Annotated in this window: 11 protein-coding genes and 1 pseudogene; 6 read left to right on the top strand and 6 right to left on the bottom strand. The window is 62.6% G+C overall.

Annotated elements, in window-relative coordinates:
* Positions 1-395 precede the first annotated feature (395 nt).
* A pseudogene (locus G3I17_RS41335) lies at positions 396-512 on the bottom strand (IS5/IS1182 family transposase); the annotation flags it as partial.
* A gap of 202 nt (positions 513-714) precedes the next feature.
* On the opposite strand from G3I17_RS41335, the gene G3I17_RS35265 reads away from it, so the two are divergent.
* Positions 715-1344 (top strand): hypothetical protein, encoded by a 630-nt coding sequence (locus G3I17_RS35265; protein ID WP_164602943.1) that lies wholly within the window; start codon positions 715-717, stop codon positions 1342-1344.
* A 1114-nt stretch (positions 1345-2458) separates the two neighbouring features.
* A complete protein-coding gene (locus G3I17_RS35260) occupies positions 2459-2923 on the top strand; it encodes a proprotein convertase P-domain-containing protein (protein WP_164602941.1) in 465 nt (154 codons plus the stop codon).
* A gap of 495 nt (positions 2924-3418) precedes the next feature.
* Here the strand turns inward: G3I17_RS35260 and G3I17_RS40140 are convergent, their stop codons facing one another.
* The 4 genes from G3I17_RS40140 to G3I17_RS35240 form a co-directional block, all read right to left on the bottom strand.
* Positions 3419-3688: a hypothetical protein gene (locus G3I17_RS40140; RefSeq protein ID WP_203591207.1), complete on the bottom strand. Its 270-nt coding sequence runs from the start codon at positions 3686-3688 to the stop codon at positions 3419-3421.
* A 333-nt stretch (positions 3689-4021) separates the two neighbouring features.
* Positions 4022-4783, bottom strand: a complete 762-nt coding sequence (locus G3I17_RS35250; RefSeq protein WP_164602939.1) for an SDR family oxidoreductase — start codon at positions 4781-4783, stop codon at positions 4022-4024.
* A gap of 2202 nt (positions 4784-6985) precedes the next feature.
* Positions 6986-7189, bottom strand: a complete 204-nt coding sequence (locus tag G3I17_RS35245; RefSeq protein ID WP_343238532.1) for an alpha/beta fold hydrolase — start codon at positions 7187-7189, stop codon at positions 6986-6988.
* Between the two features lie 4014 nt (positions 7190-11203).
* Positions 11204-11767: a hypothetical protein gene (locus G3I17_RS35240; RefSeq protein WP_164602937.1), complete on the bottom strand. Its 564-nt coding sequence runs from the start codon at positions 11765-11767 to the stop codon at positions 11204-11206.
* A 1310-nt stretch (positions 11768-13077) separates the two neighbouring features.
* Between G3I17_RS35240 and G3I17_RS35225 the strand changes: the two genes are divergently transcribed.
* The 4 genes from G3I17_RS35225 to G3I17_RS35210 all read left to right on the top strand — a co-directional run bounded on the left by G3I17_RS35225 (position 13078) and on the right by G3I17_RS35210 (position 17074).
* Positions 13078-14343 carry a cytochrome P450 gene (locus G3I17_RS35225; RefSeq protein WP_164602931.1) on the top strand — a complete coding sequence of 422 codons (1266 nt, stop codon included), beginning with the start codon at positions 13078-13080 and terminating at the stop codon, positions 14341-14343.
* 1 nt (position 14344) lies between these two features.
* Positions 14345-15418, top strand: coding sequence for a PEP/pyruvate-binding domain-containing protein (locus G3I17_RS35220; RefSeq protein WP_164602928.1), 1074 nt, complete (start codon positions 14345-14347; stop codon positions 15416-15418).
* Between the two features lie 34 nt (positions 15419-15452).
* Positions 15453-15650: a hypothetical protein gene (locus tag G3I17_RS35215; protein WP_164602910.1), complete on the top strand. Its 198-nt coding sequence runs from the start codon at positions 15453-15455 to the stop codon at positions 15648-15650.
* A gap of 1022 nt (positions 15651-16672) precedes the next feature.
* The gene (locus G3I17_RS35210) at positions 16673-17074 is read left to right on the top strand and encodes a hypothetical protein (protein ID WP_164602926.1); all 402 of its coding nucleotides are present in this window, start codon (positions 16673-16675) and stop codon (positions 17072-17074) included.
* A gap of 315 nt (positions 17075-17389) precedes the next feature.
* On the opposite strand, the gene G3I17_RS41860 is transcribed toward G3I17_RS35210, so the two are convergent.
* On the bottom strand, positions 17390-17524 hold the full coding sequence (locus G3I17_RS41860; protein ID WP_275402632.1) for a hypothetical protein: 135 nt from the start codon (positions 17522-17524) through the stop codon (positions 17390-17392).
* Between the last annotated feature and the right edge of the window lie 7 nt (positions 17525-17531).

Below are 17531 nucleotides of genomic sequence, written 5' to 3'. Positions count from 1 at the left end.
GTCGACAGAACTGAGAGCCACACCGACTGGTTCGACTTCAGCACAGCGCTGATTGGTTCCAGCAGGGCCGGGGAACGGTGGATCGGCCTGGAGGTGAGGAAGCCGCAGTCGTGGCATTCCTGGCCTCGCCGGCGGCGAACCACGTCACCGGGCAGGCCGTCCACGTCAGCGGCGGAGCAGCACGAGCCCGGCTGCTGTTGTACCAGCGGACCTAGTCGGAGGTGATGGACTCGAGCTGGCTGAGGCCGGTCAGGGGTCCGCGGCGAAACGGTGAGCCGTCGCGGAGTACAGGGACCTTGTTGATGCCGGCCAGCGGGGCAGCTCGATGCGAAGCGTCGACTTGCCGCCACGGCGTACCCGTAAGTAGAGACCATAACTTCTACATTGAGGTTTTCTCACCGGGTGCCTCGTTGTAGGTGGAGTAGGACGAGTGCTGCGGCTGTGACCGTGCCGATTCGCCAGGGGTCGACGGTGATGCGTTTGAGCAGGGCGTTTGCCCGTTCGGCGGGTGCAGCCCCGCGCCACGAATCAATCGCTTGCTGAAGACCGGGGTTATCGAGGCGTTCCGACGATCAGGAGGCTCTGACGTAAGGGTTCTTGGTGGGGGGACTGCCCGCATGTTTCGCCGTTGGTTATCAATTATCGTGGTGGCAGTGCATTAGTGAGCCTGGGAAGTGGTCCCGAGTCGGTGCGCTACCGGATATAGGAGTTGCATTGTCTAAGATCAGGCTTTTGCGCCGAGGAATCATCGGAGCACTCGCAGGTGCGGTGATTGCTATTCCGCTTCTCTCCGCTCCAGCAAGTGCGACGGAAATTGGGATTCTGCGGATCAAACAGGTCACTCGTTACGCCTTGGATGATAATTTCGGTTTGGATTCGCTTTATGCCGTGACATTCATTGGAGATCCGAATTCGGGTGCTGTCACCTCTACCACGAAGGTCTTCATCCCTTACAGCGGACCCAACACCTGGAATCCCAATGTGACCATCGGTTACGTCCCGGCGGGTGCGATCACCTTCACGGCCCTGGTGGAGGAGGATGCCGCCAATGATCTGTCCGGCTCAGATCTTGCAAACATCAGGAGCTCCATGGCGTTCTGGTATTCCGCTGACTTTGCCCGAATGGCGGCTCCAGTATCTTCGGCCAACCATATGACGCGGGACCAGATGATTGCTCACATGCGGGAAGTCCTGCGCTCCCAGGTTATTGCCGCGACCGAAAGTGGCGTCGGTGGTGACGACGTACTCGGCGGCAGCTATGCCACGGTCTCAGGCGTAGGGCTCCTATCTCCCATGCGTTTCAATGACGGTGGAGACTACGTCATCACTCTCGGCGTTGATTAGAAGTTGCCTGTGTTTTTGCTGTAATGTGTGAAATAGGCGGTCCCGCCCAGAGACAATTGGGCGGGGCAGTCTATTTTGTCGAACTGGCGCCGAGTAGTTCGCGCGCTGTGGAGTTCGGGGGAGACTGGTCGCCAATTTCAACACGTTCGGCGGACTGGCGTGGGTGCTCTGCGGCTTGACTCGTCACCAGCGTGTAGGAGTGGTCGGCGCTCAGCGCGAGGAGTTGGTGACGCAGGACCGGCTGGGACACATCGCGGGTGTGAGTGAGAATGTTGAGGCGAAGCATGCCGATGACCTGGTCGGCCTCGATGCCGAGGTGCCGAGCGGCACTCCCCACGGTTACCCCAGCCACGGCGCAGATCGGCCAGGGCAGCTACCTCGTCGCGGCGTAGCGGGAACTCCGAGTCGTGGACTCGCAGCAGACCGGCTTTGATCAATCGTCGTTCGCCGGTCGGTTTGAGGTCGAGCACAGTACCGGCCTCTGCCAGGGTCATCCACTGATCGCAGCCGGCCCCGACAAGGTCGGACAGCATCACTCGCCTGATCCTGGTGCCGCGGACCGGTAGATGCCCGGCCCGGGCCACACGGCGGACCCGTTCTTGGCTGACTCCCAGCAGGACCGCCACCTGTGCGGTAGTGGGCAGCGGATCGTCGACGTTGACCGGCTCGCCGATCAACCCCTCCAACCGGCGCCGGAAGTCCTCGTCCAAGCCACCCGGCATCGTGACCTCCTACGAACAAGATGCCTACCACACGAACGAAAGCGCCAAAGGCAGTCGACTGACTCCGAGCTGGCCAGATCTCAGACATCGGCTGCGGAGCTCTGGGCCGAGGGCCGGCCCTGCATCGTGACGCTCGACCGGAGTCGCGTTGTTCAGGTCGGGTTGCCGATGGCTTCGAGTGGTGTCGGCAAAGGAAGAAGCCGATAGCGCAGCCTGACCTGCTCCCGCGCAACGTCGACTCGTGGCTCGTCGTTGTCCGCCTACCTATTGTTCGCGCAGCTCTTGATTGGGGTGCTACTCCGGGTGCATCCCCGGATGAACGGCGAGTGCTTTTGGGGGAGATTGGCAAGGGAGACAAAGTCTAGGAGATGCCACGAATCCAAGGGGAAAACATGTCGAAGCACCGCGTACTCGCGAACCTGGTCAGTGCACTTCTTGTTGCTGCGGGAGTCGGCGCCAGCGCGGCCGCGGCCGCGCCCTCGTCCTCGGCTCACATGAACTGTGATTGGTACGGCTGGTATGAAAATTCGACTCGTGTCGCCATTCCGGATGGTCCGTCTGGGGAGGTCTCTTCTCCTATCCCGGTCACTGGGCTGTGTGGCTCTGCAGCGATGGTCACTGTCAACATTGAAGTGAGGCACAGTTTTCGGGGCGACCTGCTCATCGACCTGGTCGCTCCTGACGGCACTTCGTACCGGGTCAAGAGCCCGAGCGGCTGGGATTCGGCGGATGATGTTGTCGGCACGTACCGAGTCCGGGTGGTGGGTGGAGATCCCACCGGCACATGGCGACTCCGAGTCAAGGATGTATGTGCGGCCGACACCGGCCGTATCGAGAAGTGGAGCTTGGAGTTTTGAGCCTAGGTGCTCCCATGGTGGCGCCGTGGATGACGCTTCCCCATCACGGCCTACCGTGAGGCTCTCTATCGTCCGCGGATCTCGGCGAGAACCCGCACGGCGTGATCGCTGCGAACGGTCCCGGTCAGCTACCATCCGAGCCGCTACCGCGTCGACCTCGCTGACCGTCGCGCCGGCGGTGACGGCAACGTCTCGAGCGTGCTGGGACATGTGACCGCGCTGGATCCCCATGGTTGCGAGTGCTCGGATCGCTGCCAGATCTTGGACGAGCCCGATGGCGATGATGTGATTTCGCCTCAACTCCTGGGCAGTACTGACACCCAGCAGCGAGACAGCCGCTTTCGCGACGGGGTGCACTCGCGTGGCCCGCCGACCAAGCCGATCGCCATCGGAAGCTCGAGACTGCCGACAGGTTCCCGCGTTGATCTTTGTCGAAGCGAGACAGCGAGGTACACAGACCATGCTCGTTGACGGCGTGAGCATGAGCGCCGGCCTCTACGGCTCGGGTGTCGTTTCCAGTGGCGAGGACAACTGCCGTGACGCCGTTGAGGATTCCTTTGTTGTGCGCCACTGCTCGATAGGGATCGGAATCAGCCGGTGCGGCTGCATGCAGGATGTCGTCGACAACCCTTCGCCGCCCAGCGATTCGGCATCGAACACTGCGCGTGCTCGGCACAGGCGGAGGTCTGCCTTATTGCTGAGGATGCGCAAGAGCAACCGGCCTTCGGAATGCTCACCGATACGGTTAGCGATGGCTTCGGCCATGCTGTTCAAGACGTTCGCCCCATGACATCGCGGACATCTACCGCGAGGTGCACGACGACGTACCTGCCGCGTCGGGTGTCGCGACTCGGGCGATACGGGCAGCGCTACTGACTGCGGCGATCACCGAAGGCTCTTCAGTTGCCATCGGCACCAGATAGTCACGACCGTTGACCATGAGGTTTCGTTGCAACACCCAGCGGGGGTCCAAAGACTCCGATCGCATTTTCCACCATGAGGTCATTGTCGACGCGGATCTGGTCGAACTGGCTGGTGAGGCTGCCGATCTGTGCCCGACCGAGGCAATCTCGGACTGATGTCCGCTCCTTGAGCCTTTCACACCAACAGAAACCCGCCGTCCGTCAGGATCGGCGCGCCAACGATGAAAGATGAATCTGGCCCGCACAAGAATGCGATCACCGCAGCCTGCTCGGCAGGTGTGGCAAATCTGCCGATTGGATATTTGGCCACCAGGCTGTCATACAGGCTCGGGTTCCCTGCTTTGATCATGTCGGCCATGTCGGTCTGCGTTCCGCCGGGGCATAGTGCGTTGATTCGGATGCCGTTCTTGATCTCTTCGTGAGCGGCTGTGTAGGTGAGCCCGAGTCCGGCGTGCTTGCTAGCGACGTACGGGGCAACAGCGCCGGCCGCGCGCAGGGCGCCGGTCGACAGCACATTCACGATCGCGCCACCGTTGTCACGCATCACCCTGATCTCGGCTTGGAGACAATAGAACAACCCATACAAGTTGGTCTGTATCACCTCGTCCCATACCCGCGGATCAAGATCAGCGGTGGAGGCTCCGGGGTCGCCCAGGATCGCCGCGTTGTTGACAGCAATGTCGAGGCCGCCACCCCACGCGACGACTTCGTGCACCATTCCCTCGACACTGTCTCTGTTCGAGACATCGGCGCAGACGAAGACGGCTTGACCGCCAGTGTCCCGGATTTGTTCAACCACGGCTTGGGACTGCTCATCGCGACGTGCAACGACTGCTACCCGGGCTCCCTGCCGAGCTAGGTGTCTGGCTGTCTCCGCGCCGATGCCACCGCTAGCGCCGGTCACCAGGGCTACTTTGCCGTCAAAAGTGCGTTCCATGTCGTCTAATCCTCCAAGTTCAGCGAGCGCTGAGGGCCGGCCATTTGCCTCACTCACGACGGCTCAAACTCATCGTCGCGGACAGAGTCGGCAGGCTGCATTGGGGTCGGACCCTAATCACCTGAACGGGTGGGAAGCACAGGCAGTAGGTCTAGGCAGCTCGCGAGACTCCAACGGTCGAGTTGTCGAAGGTAGGCCTGCTGACTTCAGCGCTCACACCGCTGCCAAGGATCAGCTGCCGACGTACGCCGTGAGCATCGATACGAGACGGGTAGATTCGCCCGTTGATGGCTGCGCGCCACAGCATCGCCTCACGGTAACCCCCGTGCACGTCTACAGCGATGTGGCCACCAATTCGAGGAAGCAAGCAGTACGTCGTGTCGGCGAGTTCTGGGTGGGCGGTAACGAGGCGCTGTATACATGCCAGATCGTCAGCCATGGTGCTTACGAGACCCTTCACCGCTCACCTCACTAGGTACTACTGCTGAGACCGGCCGGTGCCGGTAGTCGGGGGGCATGCGGCACCGGCCGGAGCTGAGTTGACGCCGTCAGGCTGCTGATGACCGATTGTCGGGATGGTCGATCAGTCGACCACCAACAGCGAGAATGGCCCGCGCGTGTTGGTTCCTGTGGTGCCGACAGAGCGCCAACACTCCAGTAGCGAGCTGTGCCAGCGCCTGTGCCCGAGCACCACACCGATCACAGACGTCAGACCCGCTAGGGGTGCATTTCGCGGTGAGATCGATGGCGTTCATGGCGCCTCCTGGATGGGTTCGTTAGCGTCCTTGACACCACGATGCCGCCGCTCAGCAGAAGATCGCATTAGGGCGGTACCCCAAGCGCGGGCCCCAACCTCGGTCTCTGGCTACCCCAGGTATGCCGCACTGAGCCTCGGCCGCGGGCTTTCGCGCAAGGGTGGAAGACGGCCCACAGCACGCTGGGGCTCCTTGGGGGCCTGCTTTGGGGTCCGCCCGGATGTCGCTTCGCGGTCCAGGGGGGACTCTGAGAACGTCAGGCAGGCTCCCACCCATTGGTCGTGATCTGTGATGGCCCCACTTGGAACTACATCAGCTTCGCCGGCGCACGCTCGAGTTGGCGATGCAGACATCGCCCACGCGATGCTCTTGCCGCGGTACTACGCTCCGTCCGCACTCGTCGAACCGCAACCGCTCGATCTCGCTGTAGGCACAGCATGAGCGGCCCGCTCGATGACTCGGTGCGTCCGAGCAGTGATCAGCATCTGAGTGCAGCGCCCAGTGACCTGGAATCCTTGAACAGGTTGCTAGCTATCGAGAACGGCTTCCTCGGCGCGGTTGATGAACGGCCTGTGCTGATCGAGGTTTACGACTTCGGGCGCCTGGTGTTCTGTCGCTGTTGTGGGTACGACGCGGTCGCCACGACAGTCCGGCGCGCACTGTTCGAGCAGTATCGGCACACCAGAGTCTGCGGCGAGGCCCTCCGCTCTGAAGCTGCCTGGGAGCGACCATGAACGTGGCGCGTGCCATCGCGGTGCCTCTTGCCGTCCTCGTTGTGCTGATGATGGCTGGACTTCCTGCTGCTATGTGGTGGGCTGATGGAGAGGAGCCCAGGGAGGCCGCTAGGCCCACCCATCACGGCTCCTCTGGTGCCACGGCAGTGCGATCAGATTCGCAATCGTCAACTCGGGCAGGCCGAAGCGTCGAGATCGTGTCCTCAACTGATGGCTCGATTCGTGGCCTGTCTCGACGTCTGGGAGGGTCGTAGTGATCGGCTCACTTGTCGGCCGGGTACTGGCCCGCCTGGTAGCCCAAGGTGTCGACCAGTCGGCCGAGGAGTCTGACGATGACAGGACGACACCTGCGGCCGTCGAACAATCCATCCGGAATGTTCGCCGGCTAGCTCGAGGTGATGGGTGATCCCTTACCGCTCCATCTCGCACGACTGATTGAGGTCGAAGTCGCGTCATCCGAGAGCGAGTCGGTCGACCATCGCGGCGAGCTGTTCTGGACACTCTTCCACGAGTAGGTAGCCACCGGGGTGACAGTCTCCATCTCGATACCCAGCTTTGCGTCTGGCAGCCTGGGCGAGTCGCTCTGATGGCAGAAAACGTCGTGCTTGCCTGAGGCAAGCAGGGTAGGAGTGGCATCGGCCGCGATCGTCGCCTCACCGGGCGCACCGCTCGAACGGGAGTGCCGTGCGACCAGAGTCATCCAGTCCACCAGTTCAGGCCGGTGATCTCGGCCGGCTGGTCGAGAGCGCGATCGCTCCGCCGAACGAGTGGCCCATGAGCACCAACGGGCCGCGCCTGTCCGCCGCGAACTCCGTGACGGCATCCAACCAGGCGCCGTACCAGTCCAATCCGTGCTCGCACGGATTGCGCTCGTCCGAGCTGAGCCCAGGCTGGCCGGGTACGTCCGGCATGATCACTCGGTGCCGTCGGGAAAGGGCCAGGCCAAGGGGCCAGGGAAGCCGCGGCGTTGAAGTTCCTGCCCGGTACGAAGACGACGGTAGTCGTGCCGGAGCCGGCGACTACTAGATGTGTCTCGGCTCCGCAGAGGTGCGATACGACCCGCTCGTGCGGAACCGGCCACGTTTCGAGCTGACCAGCGCACCATTGCCGCACGATGTCTCGGCCCGCAAGGCTGCGGTAGATCGACTTCATCGGCTGCACCTGCCATAAGACCTGACAGGCGTTGGTAAGGAGTGTGGCCAACCGCCCGACCATGACCGCACTGGCCAGGAAGGCTTTGAGCATCGTGCTTCCTCTTTCGGTCGACAGAACAGACAGTTCATAAGTCTGTCTGAATGGTCGAGCCAAGCCGTTGTCGTCCGCGTCAGGGCACCCCCTACGTACCCCCCCATCCATCGATACTGCCGTGTCAGCGATTCATGGCTGATGTGCTGCCGATTGTCGGGCCTTGCCCTGGGGGCCTGGCCCCAAGGCGAAGATCGGCAGTGAGCCATACCGTACGGCGAGAACCTAAGGACCCGTCGCGCCAGAACATAGTCAGAATGGAGCTGGTATGCGGACACGACTCTTCAGGCACACGTGCGTGGTGGTGGCACTCGGCATCGCAGGATCCCTGCTTCACATGAGCCCGGCAGCGGCCGATCCGCCCTGCGTGCCACTCGCGCCCGGCCGTATGTCTGGTACCGGGGACGTGGAATCGTCCTGTTACATCGTGCAGACGACTAGCAGGCACTGGTCAGCGGTCGCCCTGAAGTCGGAGCCCTGGCCGGAGAGCGGCGGCGTCGAACTTTCGCTACAACGTAGGCGGCATGTACTTGATGCCCGACATGCATGGCTCCCCGACAGGTGTGAGTGTAGGAGTGCGGCCGTGGCATCCATGCCCTACAGGCCGACTGACACAGGAACCAGAACCCTTCGCTACACCGCGCCACGCAGCGGATGGTATGGATTCGTCCTCACCAATGAGCGGGTCCCGCGTTCACCCCTGACCTCTGACACCTATCTGCAGTACCGGCGTGTGGCTTGTTGAAAGCTTCTGCTGCCTGAGGAGATTTGGTGAGGCTGTCCTGACGTCTGCGGAAGTTGTCGTCGCGGCTCGCCCGGCGGCTCTCAACAGAGAGCCGCCGGGCTCGATGACGCTGAACCGATCGCGGTCGGCCTCGTCGCCGTTGCTACAAGAGAGGGCTCGTGTCGTAGATGCGGTAGATGACGAGGCTGTCCGACCAGTTCCGAAGGCTCCATTGAGATACTCCCTGATCTTCCGACATATCGGTGTCGGGAAGCCATTCCGAAGAGCATTCATAACTGGTGGCGCTGACCTTTGTCAGTGTGCAGCTTGGCATTGCGCTCACACTTCCTGGGTCTACCTGGATCCGCCCGGCGAATCGAAACGGGAAGCTCGGGATTGCACTGTCGACATGAAAACTCAATGTCGTGCGCACTGTCACCGCGCCCGAAGGCTCCGCGGTCTGCTTTTCGATACACATAGCAGATCGGACGCCGCGTGCCGCCGGTTGATATGGGCCGCATACTCCGGAGATGCTGCCCCCGGACGGTCCGCCCCCTGCTTCCGCCGAAATTGCCGGCCCGACTAGGGCGACACCGGCGACGATTGGTGTCGCAATTGTGAAGCGAAACAGCTTTTTCCGCACGGTAGCATACTTTCCGTTTGAGTGAACATCGTAAATTCGGTGTCACTCTACTTGTCTGGAGGTGTAAGTGGGCGTGAGATCTCCCCCTGCCGTCACCCAAAGCTTTACCTCTACCGACCGCCGGCGCCGCATACGGGGTTAGTTGCGAAGTCTGATGCGCGTCACCTGCGCGAGACTGATCTGGCAAATAGTTCGACGCGGAGCAGTTCGCTGTCCTAGAAAGCGCCAGTAAAGTGATTGGTGATCATTTCGACGCCGTACGCGCACGCGCCGCGGATTGTCATGCACGTGTGGTCTGCTTGATGAGGCAGCGGCGCCTTGTGGCCGCAGGTATTCAGCTGTCGCGCTGAGGCCGAGCGTCACGCTCTCGTCTGACAGTACTTGGTTGTAGAAAGTCTCGCCGACCGCGGCGGTATAGACCCGCTCCAATCCGGTCAGCGGGTTCGCTGCACAGCCAACCTCAGAGGACGGGCGCCGCACAGCCAGCGGAAGAGCGCCTCATCGTCGTTGTCAGGCTGGTCGCTGAAGACAACCTGCACGGTGGGCCGATGGTTCACGTTCCAGCAAACGGGCGATCGCTGCTGGTGCGGCTCATGTGGCCTGCGGATGGGTGGCATCTCTGCCGGCTACCAAACCAGCTTGCCGTCGCGCCGGACATCTATCGCTAGGGTGCCCCTGACCCAGACCCCCGATTGTTGGATCTGGGATTCCGCGGCCCGGCACTCTGTCACGACTGCTCAGGCGGACTGTTCCGACAAAAGCCTGGGGGTGGGATAGGGGGTGGGGCCCGAGTAGGTCTTCGTCAGCGATCAGGCATCTTGTCTATGGCGCTGGAACACGAAGGCGCGCGACGTCGACCGTCGGGGCGCGGGGCGGTGTCTCGGCAAGTGCTATCGGCTCTGCGTTCCGGTCCAGCTCCTCGCGATGCTGGTCTCCTCCGAGTATCGCGATCCTCGGCGGCCGCCGCGCGTGCGCGGCGGCCGCCGGCTTTGCGGGTCTTAGGTGAGTCTCGAGGTGCACGTGACCGCGGTCACCTTCGTGTACCTCAACGTGAACGAGTTGTAGACCTGCGGCTCCGCTGTGTATCTACAGTAATACATGCCGTGGCTCGGCGCGGTTGCGTAATGGTAGGCAGCCGCATCGGACTCGGATGAAAGCACTCCTGTTATCGACCTGTCCCAGTCGCCCCACATCGGCATTCCCTCCGGGATGACTTTCTCTTCGAAGCACCCTGCGGTAGTGGATAGGGCTGGGAGATGAAACTTCTATTTCTGTTCGTGAACGTAACCAGCGAATCGCGGACCTCGTTCGATTCTGTGAACCGGACGCTGAAATTGGCCATCGAAGACCCTGGCCCCGCCCGCGCCTGCTCGAAGGATTGAAGCATGATGCTCCGTTGCGCTGCCTCTGTCGCGCTCCGTCCCAGTGCCCAGGTGTCTGAACCCACCTCGCTGTAGGTACCTAGTGGTGGCATCTTGTACTCCAGCGTCCAGTCGCCGGCATATATACGGGTTGCGTCGCGATCTCGACGCCGAGACGATCACGGATGGTGGACACGCTGTGAAACACGATTGTGTGTCCGGTGTCAGACACGCGACCAGGATTCCGTGGGCAACGACCCCGTTGGCAGCGGCGATTGAGTAGATCGGTGCGCCAGAATCTCCCTGAATTGCGAGAGCTACCGAGAAGTTCGTCGCTGACATCAAGTTCCAGGTCCACCCATCGGGCTGGTGCATAGCCGTCAGGCCGGCTGAACAGTTGCGTTGCACTGCGCGCCGAAGTTGATCCCGCTCACGCAGACGCGGTCGCCGGGAGCGGGGTCAGCCGCTGCTACCACTGGACCCTGCATGACATCCTCTGTGCCCGCGATAAGAGGACCGGAGTAGACCCTCGCCGCGTAGGAGCCGCCGTCTCTGACGGTCGTCAGATCGAACCCTGGGTAGCTCGACGCTGTCACCCAGCAGATGTTTGAGTGCCTTACCGGCTTGTGTCTCTTTGCGGTCGATACTGACGCGGTACCGGGTGCCCGTGGGATCCAAAGTCACGAGAAACGTGGCCTTGTCGGCACGAGGGTGCCACTGGGCCGCCTCAATCAGGTCCCGAGCGCGCTGGAGTGAAGGATCGCCGGCTTGGATCTGCGTGGTCTGCTGCCGATCGACAGCAGTTGCCTGTGCCATGCCGCCCGCTTGGGCCGCCAGGATCATGGCTGCCCGACTGGTCAAACCTACTCTGATCATTATCTGTTGCACCTCATGTGGTTGCGCAGAAGGACCTCTCACCGGACCCTTCGAGTCCGGTGAGAGGTCGTCCAGTACGGGCTCAGGCGGTTCGGAAGTACATCCGATAGCGACCGCCGTCGCCGGCTACCTCAACCGCAGGAATCGTGGTGCCGCCCATAGGCACGAGCGCGCTGCCCAGGTAGTCGTCATTCACCATGTATCGACCAACGGACTCCGCGAACGCCGCACGCATGCTGCTCACTCGCGTGGCAGGCGGCATCCAGAAGCTGTTCTGATAGGCGTTGTGCATGAGGTTGCGGATACTGGTCACATCGGCCGACTCGAGGTCTGTCCCAGCATCCTCTTCGACAACGGCAACGAGTACGAACGAGTTGTTGCTGATCGGCCGCGTGGTTGGGATAGCAGCGCGCGGTCGGTAGATATTGCCGGTGTCGACCTCATCGTCCCAACTGGAATGGCGAACCATGGCGAGCTGGTCGGTGTCCGCATTCGTGCCGCTAGCAGTGAAGACGAGGAAGTACGGGCTGTCGCTGCCCACCTCGTTCGTTTCCTCAACACAGTCGAACCGGTAGAACTCCAGTGCACCGGTTACTGCGGAGGCAGGCAACTGTCCGAGCGACAACGCCGCACCGACAGCCATCATGCCGGCCAATGCGCGACGGATGTGATTCTTTCTTCCTGGCAAGGCAGTGCTCCGATCGATTGACGCCGGTGCCCGGGGCGGGGCGAGCCGGACGAGTGAACTGACCCCACACGCTGCGTCTGTCAGCCGACATCCACATTGGGGTGCTCCGCCTCATGAACCCCCCAACACTTCCTGGTCCAGCTGAGGACTGTGCTCGCCTGGCCGAGCGTCGGAGGGTACGGACGACTCCTCCGTGCCCGGTGACGTGAGCGGCGAACTGTGGCGCGGCAGATGATGACTATCCAGCGGCCTAGAGTTGTGGCAGAGCAATGGTGAGGCCGCGGGGGAATTCGATCGTTTAGGATGTACATCCAGGCAGTAGCTCGTGGACCATCTCAATTGTCCGTGAATGGAGTCTTTTTGCTGGAGTGCGAGTGATGGATCGCACGGAGTCGAGCTGTGGCGTGCTGATGGCAGCAATGAGAATACAATCCAGTACGATCTCAATCTGAGGTTTGATTCGTCGCAGAACAGGGCGCTGGCGGTCTCGGCGGGAGCAGGAGGGCCTTGAGCAGTACTGCTCAAGTGACGATGGGCATGCTGCTGACAGATGTCGATGATCCCGCGGCAGAGCTGCAGTGGCTGCTGCGTCGTCCAATCAGCAGTTCTTGCCTAACGCCAACATCCAGCGCACGGGATCAGGTGCGACTCGACCCTGAGCGTCACCGTGGCGACGGGGCAGGTGGGCGGGCAACCGTGACGCTGACCGTCAGTGATGGCCAATTCTCTGACAAGGTGACGGTTGACGTCATCGCTCGCGAGAGTGGGAACGACACCATAGTGGGTGGAACCGGCGCAGATATCGTCTTCGGCGGATCGGGTAACGATGGCTCTCAGCGGTCTTGAGGCAACGGACCCCTTAGACACCCCCCCGAAGAAGTGCGGGTGCCGGCGACCCCGATCCACAGCGCCTCGATCGGCTGAAGCATTGGGGGGTGCTCTGGGGGTGTTACCTGATCTCGGGCGGCGCGGACCGATCTAGCCTTCCTTTAGTGGCTGCAATTCACAGCTGGAGATCATCATGAGCGTACCGATTGTGACGCCGGATTTCTTTCTTCACGACTGGGCCGGACATTTTCTGACCAGTGAGGATCGATGCGACCGTTGCGATGCCCCTGGCTCGGTGCTGCTGCAGTTCGGGAGCGGCTGCGAGTTGATTTTGTGTGCGAGTCACGCGGAACCCGCCTCTTCACGTGCGTTCAGCGGGGCCTTGGTACAGCGAGAGTTCGCATATCTCTAACCCGAACGCACGGCGAGGGGACCGGCCGATGTCATCGTCCAGCGAAGTGAACGTCACGGGTGCGGATGGCTGCCCAGCCCGTCATGGCTTCGAGCCGTTCCGGCAGGACGATCCCTTTCCGGCGTATGCCGCGTTGCGTGCCGAGGCGCCGGTGATGTTCGACGAGCGGATCGGGTACTGGGTGGTGACGAGGTTTGCCGACGTCAAGGCTGTCTTCGAGGACCGGCAGACGTTCAGCAGCGAGAACGCTCAGGCTCCGGTTCGTGAGCACGGCCGGCCGGCAAGCAAGATCATGGCTGACGGTGGCTTCACGGCGTACTCGGGGCTGTCGGCCCGGGTGCCGCCGGATCACCCGCGGATCCGCAGGATCGTCGCACGAGAATTTACGCCGCGCCGCTACAAGGTGCTGGAGCCAGTGATCCGGCGGCATGTCGTCGGGTTGCTCGAGAACATGCTTGCCCGGGAGTTCAGGCACGGAGATCTCGTGCGCGATCTGGCCAACGACGTACCGACCGTGACCATCCTGTCGCTGTTCGGCGCCGACATTTCAAGAGTCGAGACGTACAAGCGCTGGTCGGCGTCGCGGACTGCGATGACATGGGGTGATCTCGACGACGAGCAGCAGATCCCCCACGCGCACAATCTGGTGGAGTACTGGCAGGAGTGCCTGCGACTCGTTGACGATGCTCATGGCAACGAACGCGACTCGCTGGTAGGGGACCTGGTGCGTGCGCAGGTCGCAGGTGATCCCATCTCCGATCATGAGATCGCGTCGGTGTGCTACAGCATGCTGTTCGCGGGCCATGAGACAACCACGACCTTCATCGCCAACGCGCTGCAGGTCCTGCTGGATCGGCCTGAGCAGTGGGAGCGGCTGGTTGCCGATCCCGTGACTTTTGCCGGTAATGCGATGGAGGAAGTACTGCGCTTCAGCCCGTCGATCGTTGCGTGGCGCCGGCGGGCGACCGCAGCCGCGACGATCGGCGGCGTCACGGTTCCCGAAGGAGCGGACATCTTACTGGTGCTGGGCTCGGCGAACCGTGATTCCGCGAAGTTCGAAGACCCGGAGAGTTTCGACCTGACCCGTGTGAATGCGCGGGAGAACCTGTCCTTCGGGTTCGGGCCGCATTTTTGTCTGGGCAGTGCGCTCGCAAAGCTGCAGCTGCGGATCGTGATCGAGGAGGTCGCACGTCGAGCGCCGCGGATGCGGCTCGATGACGCGTATCCGACACGGTTCGCCGACAACTTGTCTTTTCGTTCGCCGACGGCGGTCCGCGTCCGGTGGGAGGCTTGAGATGGCCGGCGACCGGTACATCCAGTTCTTCGACTGTGGGTTCCCGCCGGAGCCCGAACTGGTCGGAGGGAAGTGTGCGTCGCTGGTGTCGATGACCGCGGCCCAGTTACCGGTCCCGCCGGGGTTCACGGTAACGACCGTCGCGTACGACGCTTTCATGGCGCAGTCGGATCTGGCCGCTATGGTCGGCTCGCTGATCGGCATACTGGATGCGCGTGATGTGGCCGCCGTGGACGCGGTGTCCAGGCGGATCCGCGATGAGATCTGTTCCCGGCCACTCCCTGCCGGCCTGAAGGTTCAGACACATGCGGCCTACGACGCATTGCAGGCCCGGTTTGATCAAGAGGTCCCGGTTGCGGTGCGATCGTCGGCTACCGCCGAGGACTTGCCCGATGCGAGTTTCGCTGGGCAACAGGACACCTATCTGTGGCTGATTGGCGCGGAGGCGATCCTGGACCGCATCCAGTCCTGCTGGTCATCGCTGTACACCAGCCGGGCGATCACCTATCGGCTCAGAAATGGCATCGCCGACGAGGGGCTGTCGATGGCGGTCGCCGTGCAGAAGATGGTCAACGCGCGGGTGGCAGGAGTAGCCATCACGATGGATCCGGTCACCGGTGATCGCTCGAAGATCGCCATTGACGCGTCGTACGGGGTGGGGGAGTTGGTCGTCTCAGGCCAGGTGACGCCCGACAACATCCTGGTCGACAAGGTCATGCTGACGATCGTCGCCGAGACTCTTGGTGACAAGCACGCGGAACTCGTACCGGACCTGACAGGCAGCACGTTGATCGAGCGTGAGGTCGACGAGGTACGGCGGCGCCGCCGCTGCCTGACCGACGCGGAGGTCGTGGCGGTCGCTGCCTTGGCGAAGCGAGCCGAGCGGCACTCCCGCTGCCCTCAGGACGTCGAGTGGGCTATCGACGCCGACTTCCCGGAAGGCCAGAACGTCCTGATCCTGCAGTCGCGCGCGGAGACGGTCCACTCGGCACGACCTACTGCGGCGTCCGTAACGCCGTCCACGACATTCAGCCTTGGCAGCCTCACGTCGCGCCTTCTCGGCGCGAAACCCTAGCCGTGGACCACCTACTCCCGACAGGAACACGATTGTGACCACCCAGCCTGTGATGAAGTCCTTCCCGAAGCCCTCGGAGCTGAGCGTGCCGCCAGGCGCCGAGGGCTGGGAGAAGCTGTACCCGTACAACCTCGCCTTCGGGACGCCTGGTGGCGCCGAGGACGAGAAGTTCTGGTTCTGCGACAGCCAGCACTGGCCGACCGTGTTCAAGCCTTTCGAGACGCGAGTTTGACCAGGACGGCTACCACGTTGATCCTGGTGCTCTGCTGCGGAAGCGAGACGCCCAGCGCGCGAAGGGACGAGACCTTCATGACATTCGACTCGCTCCGCCCCCGTCATGACCATCAGAACTCTCTGACGATCAAAATGACGGCAACCGGACCTAGGGCCGTTGCCTTCTCACCAGTCTATGGAACTACCCCGAAGGCTGGTGAGCTCCTGGAGGCGATTCGCGACATCCCTCAGGCGTTGCAGGCATCCGAGATGATGACCCCTGAGCGACGCGACTATCTCGCCGGTCGGTTCCGATACTGGTTGCAGCGCGAGCGCGACTCGCGAGGCTCGAACGACTTCATCACCTGGCAACCCGGATTCGAATAGCACCGTCTCGACCTCCGTGGGCTGGCGGGTCGGCTCATCCAAGCGGGCAACACGTCAGCTGTCCCTGCGCCGAGGCACGTAGCGTGTGAATAGCGCGCAAGTCCCCCCTCGGACACGCAGGCTAACCACACGCGGGGTACTGATGGAAACATCAGCCACCCGCGTTTTGTGGTTATAGGAGACTTCTAGTCCCAAGGCGCCGTACAGGTCGGCTAGATCCCCGCGATCCGCCTGATCAAACACCGCCTGCATCGCGCCAAGCTCCTTCACCATCGCGCGGACGTCAGACGCACAGCCGGCTCCAATGCCTCCAGTCCCGCCAGCGCAGCCTCCTTCTTCGCCACCGCAGTTTGTACTGCCCCGTGAGCACCTCCGGATCCCACCCAGCTTCCAGCGCCCGCTGCAGCCGCCCCATCGTTGCCTCGGCCGCAGCGATCCGGCCTCGGAAGCCCTGCTCAGCCGCGTCGACAGCGTCATCCTTGCCCTGAGCCCCCATGAGAATTGCAACAGTCTCATCAAGATTCTGAGGACTGAACAGCCCCGCGACCCACTCGTTCAGCCCGTCAACCAACTGGTCCTTGCGAACGTAGGCAGCTGGGCGGCCCCCGGCCTAAATAGAAGGGCTTCTTCCTGCGCGCGGAGACGGCGTACTCCATGACCGAGCACCTCGGAGGCGTTCCTGGGGACTGGGCCGAGGACACCAGCGCCATGAGCCACGGCGAAGGGTTCGTGATGATGATCCAGACCATGCTGAACGCACCCGGGTTCTACGCTATGGACGAGCCCGAGGCCGCACTGTCCTTCTCGTCGTGCCTGCACCTGGTAGCAGTTCTCCACGAGCTTGCCCGTAGCGGCGCCCAGATCGTCTGCACGACCCACTCCCCCACTCTGGCTGCGACACCTGGCGCCGATGTCGTTGAGGTCGGCGCCCACGGATTCCGCCGGGCCGCTTGGGAGGAACTCGACCTGGTCGACCACTGGTCCCGGTTTCTGAAGTCGCCTCAGGCCTACCTGCGCCACGTCATCGACGCCGACGATGTGGCAGGGACCCGATGACCAGCGACACTCCCTGCCCGCATGCCGGACCGAGCCTGCGGTGATTGATCAAGCTCTGCAGGCGGAACTGCTCCGGCGGATGGCGCTGGATCAGGAAGCCCGAGACCATGTCCAGGGGTACTCCGAGAAACCACACCTGGCCGAATGGGCGGCCGTGCGGCAAGGCGACGCCGGCAACACCACCTGGCTGGCCGACCTGATTGCTACGAGTGGCTGGCCACTGCTATCAGAGGTGGGTGATGACGCAGCCAACGCGGCTTGGCTACTCGCCCAGCACGCCGACGACGCACCCGAACTCCGGCAGGGGGTACGAGCTCAGTGCGGCGGCTTGGGCAGGTATCCGGTGCGAGCGAAGTAGTCGACATAGATGGCGAAGGTCTCGCCGCTGAGGGGCTGGCAGTCGGGGAGTGTGGTGGCGAAGGCCAGGTCACTCCATCCGTGGCCGGTCATCTCGGCG

The organism is Streptomyces sp. SID13031 (assembly GCF_010548305.1).
Classification (GTDB): Bacteria; Actinomycetota; Actinomycetes; order Propionibacteriales; family Kribbellaceae; genus Kribbella.
Note: the sequence above shows the minus strand (reverse complement) of the source record. Positions and strands in the feature narration are given on the sequence as shown.